General features: G+C 44.7%; 7 protein-coding genes. 5 read left to right on the forward strand and 2 right to left on the reverse strand.

Going from position 1 to position 8,118, the window contains the following annotated elements; genetic code table 11:
- Positions 1–226: 226 nt before the first annotated feature.
- On the forward strand, positions 227–1,759 hold the full coding sequence (gpmM, locus tag AB6C75_RS21945) for a 2,3-bisphosphoglycerate-independent phosphoglycerate mutase (RefSeq protein ID WP_372109247.1): 1,533 nt from the start codon (positions 227–229) through the stop codon (positions 1,757–1,759).
- A gap of 180 nt (positions 1,760–1,939) precedes the next feature.
- Here the strand turns inward: gpmM and AB6C75_RS21950 are convergent, their stop codons facing one another.
- Both AB6C75_RS21950 and AB6C75_RS21955 read right to left on the reverse strand, forming a co-directional pair.
- Positions 1,940–2,428, reverse strand: a complete 489-nt coding sequence (locus AB6C75_RS21950) for a methylated-DNA--[protein]-cysteine S-methyltransferase (RefSeq protein ID WP_372101592.1) — start codon at positions 2,426–2,428, stop codon at positions 1,940–1,942.
- Positions 2,429–2,530: 102 nt separating this feature from the next.
- On the reverse strand, positions 2,531–3,874 hold the full coding sequence (locus AB6C75_RS21955; RefSeq protein WP_372101591.1) for an MATE family efflux transporter: 1,344 nt from the start codon (positions 3,872–3,874) through the stop codon (positions 2,531–2,533).
- A 156-nt stretch (positions 3,875–4,030) separates the two neighbouring features.
- On the opposite strand from AB6C75_RS21955, the gene AB6C75_RS21960 reads away from it, so the two are divergent.
- The 4 genes from AB6C75_RS21960 to AB6C75_RS21975 all read left to right on the forward strand — a co-directional run bounded on the left by AB6C75_RS21960 (position 4,031) and on the right by AB6C75_RS21975 (position 8,081).
- The gene (locus AB6C75_RS21960; RefSeq protein WP_372109249.1) at positions 4,031–5,155 is read left to right on the forward strand and encodes an LPS O-antigen chain length determinant protein WzzB; all 1,125 of its coding nucleotides are present in this window, start codon (positions 4,031–4,033) and stop codon (positions 5,153–5,155) included.
- A 183-nt stretch (positions 5,156–5,338) separates the two neighbouring features.
- Entirely contained in the window at positions 5,339–5,629 is a 291-nt protein-coding gene (locus AB6C75_RS21965) for a co-chaperone GroES (protein WP_004733324.1), read from the forward strand.
- Positions 5,630–5,681: 52 nt separating this feature from the next.
- Positions 5,682–7,328 (forward strand): chaperonin GroEL, encoded by a 1,647-nt coding sequence (gene groL, locus AB6C75_RS21970; RefSeq protein ID WP_102294655.1) that lies wholly within the window; start codon positions 5,682–5,684, stop codon positions 7,326–7,328.
- Between the two features lie 216 nt (positions 7,329–7,544).
- The gene (locus AB6C75_RS21975; RefSeq protein WP_372109251.1) at positions 7,545–8,081 is read left to right on the forward strand and encodes a tyrosine-type recombinase/integrase; all 537 of its coding nucleotides are present in this window, start codon (positions 7,545–7,547) and stop codon (positions 8,079–8,081) included.
- The last annotated feature ends 37 nt before the right edge of the window (positions 8,082–8,118 follow it).

Raw genomic sequence — 8,118 nt, forward strand, 5'->3', positions numbered from 1 at the left:
TTACGGATAATTTTCAGATATTGAAGCCTGCATTTTCAAGTTGAACGGGTATATACCTTCTGTGGATTGATCATTTGGATATGACGAATAACGACATTTTTTACATTCGATCCTCCTACCTGTGACGTTTCTTGATCTTCCGCTACAGTTTTGACTGTAAACTGTAGTAAAATTACGCTAATTTGTTTTTATACCGATTTATTTTGAATTGAACGAGGTCAGTCCTATGTCAGCTAAGAAGCCAATGGCTCTAGTGATCCTTGACGGTTACGGTTACCGTGAAGACAACCAAGACAACGCTATCGCGAACGCTAATACACCTGTATTAGACGGTCTTATTGCTAACCAACCTAACACGCTAATCTCGGCTTCTGGCTTAGATGTAGGCCTACCTGATGGCCAAATGGGTAACTCTGAAGTGGGTCACACCAACATCGGTGCGGGTCGTGTGGTATATCAAGATCTTACTCGTATTACTAAGTCAATTTCAGATGGAGAGTTCGGCCAAACTGAAGCGCTAGTGAATGCGGTTGATAAAGCGGTGAAAGCTGATAAAGCAGTGCACATCATGGGCCTTATGTCTCCAGGTGGCGTTCACTCTCATGAAGATCACATCTATGCAGCTGTTGAAATGGCAGCAGAGCGTGGCGCAGAGAAAATTTACCTACACGCATTCCTAGACGGTCGTGATACACCGCCACGTAGCGCAGAAAACACACTTGCACGTTTCCAAGAGCTATTCGCTAAGCTAGGTAAAGGTCGTGTTGCTTCGCTTATTGGTCGTTACTACGCAATGGACCGTGATAACAACTGGGATCGCGTTCAAGAATCTTACGACCTGCTGACTCAAGCAAAAGCAGAGTTCACATTCGACACTGCAGTAGCTGGCCTAGAAGCGGCTTACGCTCGTGACGAAAACGATGAGTTCGTGAAAGCGACTGAAATTAAAGCGGAAGGCGAAGAGTCTGCCGCTATCGTTGATGGCGATGCGGTTATCTTCATGAACTACCGTGCTGACCGTGCGCGTGAAATCACACGTGCATTCGTGCCTAGCTTCGACGGTTTTGCTCGTAACGTATTCCCAGCGATCGATTTCGTGATGCTGACTCAATACGCAGCAGACATCCCACTTCTATGTGCGTTCCCACCGGCTTCTCTAGAGAACACCTACGGTGAATGGCTATCGAAAGAAGGCAAAACGCAGCTACGTATCTCTGAAACAGAGAAATACGCGCACGTGACGTTCTTCTTCAACGGCGGTAAAGAAGACGAGTTTGAAGGCGAAGAGCGTCAACTTGTTGCTTCTCCAAAAGTCGCGACTTACGATCTACAGCCAGAAATGAGCGCACCAGAACTTACTGAAAAGCTAGTTGCAGCAATCAAAGGCGGCAAATACGACGCTATCGTGTGTAACTTCCCTAACTGTGACATGGTTGGCCACACTGGCGTTTACGATGCAGCGGTTAAAGCGGTAGAGTCGCTAGACGAATGTCTTGGCAAAGTGGTTGAAGCAATCAAAGAAGCCGATGGCCAACTGCTTATCACCGCTGACCACGGTAACGCGGAAATGATGGTAAACCCAGAAACGGGCGGCATCCACACGGCACACACTAACCTACCAGTGCCACTTATCTACGTAGGTAGTAAAGATGTTGAGTTCAAAGAAGGCGGTAAACTGTCTGACCTTGCACCAACGATGCTTTCTCTGTCTGGTATTGATATCCCAGTTGAAATGTCGGGTGACGTGATCGTTAAGTAATTACTGTTTTTTTAGATAAATAGTTTTAACTTTCATCGAATATTAGAACGGCTGCGCGTGAGTGTAGCCGTTTTTTTGTATCTGGAATCTTATGCCTAGTATTGCTTGTCATACTTGGTGTTCAACATAAAGAGAGATTCCCTATCACGCTCGTCCCTCGCTGTAGGGAATGACAGGGAGTTATTTGCTAGCTTGAGTCAGAACCGAATGCTCAAAATCCAACAACCACTCTTTGCGGTTCATGCCGCCGGTATAGCCGGTTAATGTCCCATTTTCACCGATGACTCGGTGGCAGGGGACTACGATGCTAAATGGATTCTTGCCATTTGCACCACCCACTGCTCTTACGGCTTTTGGGTTGTCCATTCTCTTTGCTTGCTCACCGTAACTGATGGTTTCGCCATAAGGAATGGTTGTTAAAGCCTGCCAAGCTACTTTTTGAAAGTCAGTGCCTTTTATCGCTTTTAATGGCAAATCGAATTCTATTCGTTGACCTGCGAAGTACTCATCTAACTGTTTCGCTGCCAGTTGGCAAAGGTCATCTGGATTGCTAATCATTAGCTCTTCATGATTTACATGGTCAATTTCAATAAGCGACACACCATTACTCACAATGATCATCTTGCCAATTGGTGCGTCATAAAGCATTTTGTAAGTGGTGTCTTTCATGCCCTCTTCCTTTTTTTAGTCTTTTTCTGCTCTCAAGCTCTTCGAATCTCGAATCTCGAATCTCGAATCTCGAATCTCGAATCTCGAATCTCTCACCTGCTCTTAAGTCTTTTCGCATCTCGTATCTTTTTTTATACGAAGCGCAAACAAATACCCTGAAATGCCACCCATGATGTTCCCCAATGCTAAGCCGATAAACAACCCTTCGACGCCATCAATCTGGCTGCCGATCCAAGCGAAAGGCAATGTGAATACAAACAGGCGCATGAAGCTCCACTGAAAGGCTTTGAGTGGCTGATGCATGGCATTCATCGCGCTGATCAGCATCATTACAATCCCTTGGAATCCATAGCTAAACGGCACAACTAACAGGTAGTGCCACAAGATGCCTCGTACGGATTCTTCTTGAGAGAATAGAGCAGCCAAAGGAATGCTTAACGGCACCATCATTAAGAAAATCAAACCTTGGAACATCACCGCAAAGCGCATGCTTAAGAACAGAGCTTTGAAACTACGCTGTGGATTATCAGCGCCAAAGTTTTGCGCCATAAAAGGCGTGAGGGCAGAGGTTAAAGACATCAACACGATGATCAAAATCGATTCAATACGCTGGGCTGCACCGTAAGCAGCTATAGCTTCGGTTCCTTGTTTGGCTAACATCATCATGATAATAGCGCCAGCAATTGGATTCAGAGCATTGGAAAGGGCGGCGGGTGTGCCGATGGTTAAGATCTGTTTCCAGTCATCGATGATGTTTTTTAGTTTGGGCGGAGCAAGCAGCTTTTCTCGTATGGTTAATACATACAATGAGCCACACAACGCCCCAAACCAACTGAATCCGCTAGCAATGGCTGCGCCTTGAATCCCTAATTCAGGAAAAGGCCCGTAACCGAAGATGAGTAGCGGATCTAAAACACCATTGATCAGGCCTGCGAGCAGCATGATCTTGGCGGGCGTTTTTGTATCGCCTGTCGCTCGAATCGCGCTGTTGCCTGCCATGGGAATGACCAATAATGGGATCGCGAGATACCACACCGACATGTATTCCGATATCAGCGGCAGCAATTCTTGCTTTGCCCCTAACAGGGTAAACAGTGCTTCTAAGGAAATAATACCTAGCGTAGAAGCGCAGCCGACAAGAAGCAGAGCCAACAATAAGCCATGACAGGTAAAGCGTGCTGCATTTTGTGCGCTGCCTTGGCCAAGCAACCGACCGATACACGTCGATAAGCCAATACCAATCCCCATGGTGATGCAGTTGATGGCAAAGGTGACAGGGAAGGTAAAGCTAACAGCAGCAAGGGCTTGGGTTCCAAGCAACGAGATAAAGAAAGTATCGACGAGGTTAAACATCAAGATCGTCACCATACCGAAAATGGTCGGTATGGTCATTGTGCGCAATGTGTCTGCTATTGGGGCCGTTAAAAGCCCGTGCTTATCTTGCATGTAAAACGCCGTTTGAACTAGAATATGAGTAGAGTACAGTGAATTGTGAATAGTCTGAAGATCGCTTTCATAAAGTTTACAATTCACACATTACTAACGGTATGCGGTGTGATAGGATTCTGCCGTTATCAATTTCGATATTTTGAGAGATTTACAGTGAAGCAGCACACACAACCACAGTCGTATACCCAACAAAATCCGCCGATGTACATTCCAAATGATGAGATCGACCTTAGAGAGCTTTTTAAAGCTTTGTGGGATGGTAAGCTCTTAATTATTTTGGTCACGGCTTTATTTACGTCTAGTGCTATTGGTTTTGCTTTACTGGCTCAAGAATGGTGGTCTTCTGAAGCCGAGATTACAAAAGCTGAACTTCAAGATAGAATAATGTATCAGCAGCAGGTAAAACAATTTCAACCTGCCTTCTCTATTTATCAAGCAAATGGTTCAACCTCTGGTAGTGAAGAACTCGATTATTTAGTTGATTCTCAGGTCATATTTCAACGATTTGTTGAATTGTTTAATTCAAATAATAATAAACAAGCTTTCTTAGATGACAGCCCAGAGTTTCAAGATATTAAAGATAATCATTTTGCGAATGCTTCTGAGGTAACTGAAGAAGCTTCCCGCGAGCTACACATAGAGTGGTTAGAAAGGGTCTCTGCGTCACTGACAGACAAGAAGGACAAAGATGCACCATATGTTCTGAGTTTTCAATCCATGACAAAAGAAAGCAGTTTTGATTTATTAAGCTCTTATATTGCTTTCACTGAGGTTCAAGTTCGTGATAATGCATTTGATCATCTTGAAGCTCTCGTTTTTGGTGAGCGTAACGAGCTACTCCAGCAAAAAATAGTTCTTGAAAATAAGGCTAGAAACAAGTTGCTTTCTGAAATCGAGCGCGCGCAGTCTGCCTTGAAAATTGCCAAAGCAGCAGGTGTAGATACCCCTCTTTTAAGTGGTAACGCAAGAGATTTTTATGCAATTGAACTTGGCTCAAAAGCTTTACAAGAAAAAATCAAGATTTTGGAGTCTGTAAAAAATCTCACTGTTTTAGAGCCTCGTCTTCTCCAGATAACGGCTCAGTTAGATATGTTCGACAGTATTAAAATCGATCGAACCGTTGATTTTTACGCATTTCGTTACCTAAGTGATGTTGAACCGCCAGCCGCTCGTGACAAACCTAAACGTGCTTTGATCGTTGTCCTTGGTACATTGTTAGGCGGTATGCTTGGGGTTGCGATTGTTCTAGTACGCTTTGCGTTTAGAAAAGAAGATTAAGCTTCAAATGGCTAGTGTTACTCACTAGCCATTTTTCTTTTTACATCCATTGTTGTTTGAGTTCCCTCACAAAAAGTCTCTTTCACCCCTTGGGTTCTTCCACATCGCCCCAACATATTGGGTAACCCCATGCCAATCGTGGCAACTATCAAATTAAATGGAAATTATCAGGAGATCCGACCGATGAATATCCGTCCTCTACACGACCGAGTTATCGTTGAGCGCCAAGAAGTTGAATCTAAATCTGCTGGTGGCATCGTTCTAACTGGTTCTGCCGCTGAAAAATCAACGCGCGGTACTATTCTAGCTGTTGGCAAAGGCCGCATTTTAGAAAATGGTTCAGTACAACCATTGGACGTTAAAGTTGGCGATACTGTTATCTTTTCTGAAGGCTACGGCACTAAAACTGAAAAGATCGACGGCAAAGAAGTTCTGATCATGTCTGAAAACGACATCATGGCGATCGTTGAGTAATCCGACCCATAAAACTGAACTGACTGAATAAAGAATTTTAAAGGAAATTAAGATGGCTGCTAAAGACGTTAAATTTGGTAACGACGCACGTATTAAAATGCTAGAAGGTGTAAACGTTCTGGCTGACGCAGTAAAAGTAACGCTAGGTCCTAAAGGCCGTAACGTTGTTCTAGACAAATCATTTGGCGCACCGACTATCACTAAAGATGGTGTTTCAGTTGCACGTGAAATCGAACTTGAAGACAAGTTCCAAAACATGGGCGCACAAATGGTTAAAGAAGTGGCTTCGCAAGCGAATGACGCGGCGGGCGACGGAACAACAACAGCAACAGTATTGGCTCAGTCTATTATCGCTGAAGGCCTAAAAGCGGTTGCTGCTGGCATGAACCCAATGGATCTTAAGCGCGGCATCGACAAAGCGGTTATCGCGGCTGTTGAAGAGCTGAAGAACCTTTCTGTTCCTTGTTCAGACACAAAAGCTATCGCGCAAGTAGGTACTATCTCTGCGAACTCTGATTCGACAGTAGGTAACATCATTGCTGAAGCGATGGAAAAAGTAGGTCGTGATGGCGTTATCACGGTTGAAGAAGGTCAGGCTCTGCAAGACGAGTTAGACGTAGTTGAAGGTATGCAGTTCGACCGCGGTTACCTATCTCCTTACTTCATCAACAACCAAGAAGCCGGTTCTGTTGATCTAGATAGCCCGTTCATTCTTCTTATCGACAAGAAAGTGTCGAACATCCGTGAACTTCTTCCGACTCTAGAAGCGGTTGCTAAGGCATCTCGTCCACTTCTTATCATCGCTGAAGATGTAGAAGGCGAAGCGCTAGCAACTCTTGTTGTGAACAACATGCGTGGCATCGTTAAAGTGGCTGCGGTTAAAGCACCTGGTTTTGGCGACCGTCGTAAATCTATGCTTCAAGACATCGCTATCCTAACGGGCGGCACGGTTATCTCTGAAGAGATCGGCCTAGACCTTGAAAAAGTAACGCTAGAAGACCTAGGTCAAGCTAAGCGTATTACGATCACTAAAGAAAACTCAACCATCATCGATGGTGCGGGCGATGAAGTGATGATCAAAGGTCGCGTTTCTCAAATTCGTCAACAAATCGAAGATGCAACGTCTGACTACGACAAAGAAAAACTTCAAGAGCGCGTAGCTAAGTTAGCTGGCGGTGTTGCGGTAATCAAAGTTGGCGCTGCTACTGAAGTTGAGATGAAAGAGAAGAAAGACCGCGTTGAAGATGCACTTCACGCAACTCGCGCTGCTGTTGAAGAGGGTGTGGTTGCTGGTGGTGGTGTTGCACTTATCCGCGCTGCATCTAAAGTTGCTGGCCTTGAAGGTGACAACGAAGAGCAAAACGTAGGTATCCGTGTTGCACTACGTGCAATGGAAGCACCTATTCGTCAAATCACTAAAAACGCAGGCGACGAAGAATCTGTTGTTGCTAACAACGTTCGTGCTGGCGAAGGTAACTACGGTTACAACGCTGCTACGGGTGAGTACGGCGACATGATTGCTATGGGTATCCTAGATCCAACTAAGGTAACGCGTTCTGCACTTCAGTTCGCAGCATCCGTTGCTGGTCTTATGATCACAACAGAAGCGATGATCACTGATAAGCCACAAGATTCTGGCCCTGCAATGCCTGATATGGGTGGCATGGGCGGTATGGGTGGCATGGGCGGCATGATGTAAACGTCCTGCCTTAATCCAGTAAAGTCCAGTAAAGCCCCGCAAGCCAAGTGTTTGCGGGGCTTTCTTTTGTTCTGAGTTCCTATAGTATCCAATGTAAGCTCATGACTTCTGCGGGTTTAAGGGGTTTGATGAGGGGTATCGTAGTTTTTGAAACTGTAAAATTAGTGGTGTAATATAATGGTACCCCTCATTTGGTACCCCTCCTAGGAGTTTAAAATGGCACTTAAAGCACTGGATGTTAAGAATTTCTCATGCCCTGTAGGTAAATCTCAGATTAAGAAATCTGATGGTAATGGTTTGTTTTTACTTATAAAAATAAATGGCTCTAAGCTTTGGAGGTTTCGTTTTAGGTATTCAGGGAAGTACCAAGAAATGGCTTTAGGAAAGTACCCCTCCGTATCCCTTAGCGAGGCGCGGAAATTAGCAGAAGAAGCAAGGGCATCTTTGGTTCACGGCATTAATCCTATGGATGAACGCAGGGAGAGGAAGCGTAGCAAGGGGGAAGATAAAAATAAGCTGTTTTCTACGATAGCTCTGAAGTGGTGGGATCAAAAAAAGGACTCTTGGTCAGAAGATCATGCTGCCCGAGTTAGGCGATGGATAATCATTGACTCAAAAAGTATTTGTAAACTGCATCTCGATGAGATTGATACAAGACATATTACTGATCTCATGTTGGCAATTGAGGCGGCTGGTACCCCAAAAAAAGCTCCGAATATACTAGCTGTTATTAATTGCATATTTCGGAGCTAGCCGACCGCCTATTTCGGTTTTAATCGACCACCAAATC

The sequence above is a fragment of the Vibrio sp. 10N.237.312.B06 genome (assembly GCF_041464685.1).
Taxonomy (GTDB): Bacteria; Pseudomonadota; Gammaproteobacteria; order Enterobacterales; family Vibrionaceae; genus Vibrio; species Vibrio tasmaniensis_A.

What these genes read in the sequence shown, in the direction of transcription:
- gpmM (WP_372109247.1), top strand. Translation starts at nt 227, where the DNA reads ATGTCAGCTAAGAAGCCAATGGCTCTAGTGATCCTTGACGGTTACGGT.
- AB6C75_RS21950 (WP_372101592.1), bottom strand. Translation starts at nt 2,428, where the DNA reads ATGAAAGACACCACTTACAAAATGCTTTATGACGCACCAATTGGCAAG.
- AB6C75_RS21955 (WP_372101591.1), bottom strand. Translation starts at nt 3,874, where the DNA reads ATGCAAGATAAGCACGGGCTTTTAACGGCCCCAATAGCAGACACATTG.
- AB6C75_RS21965 (WP_004733324.1), top strand. Translation starts at nt 5,339, where the DNA reads ATGAATATCCGTCCTCTACACGACCGAGTTATCGTTGAGCGCCAAGAA.
- groL (WP_102294655.1), top strand. Translation starts at nt 5,682, where the DNA reads ATGGCTGCTAAAGACGTTAAATTTGGTAACGACGCACGTATTAAAATG.
- AB6C75_RS21975 (WP_372109251.1), top strand. Translation starts at nt 7,545, where the DNA reads ATGGCACTTAAAGCACTGGATGTTAAGAATTTCTCATGCCCTGTAGGT.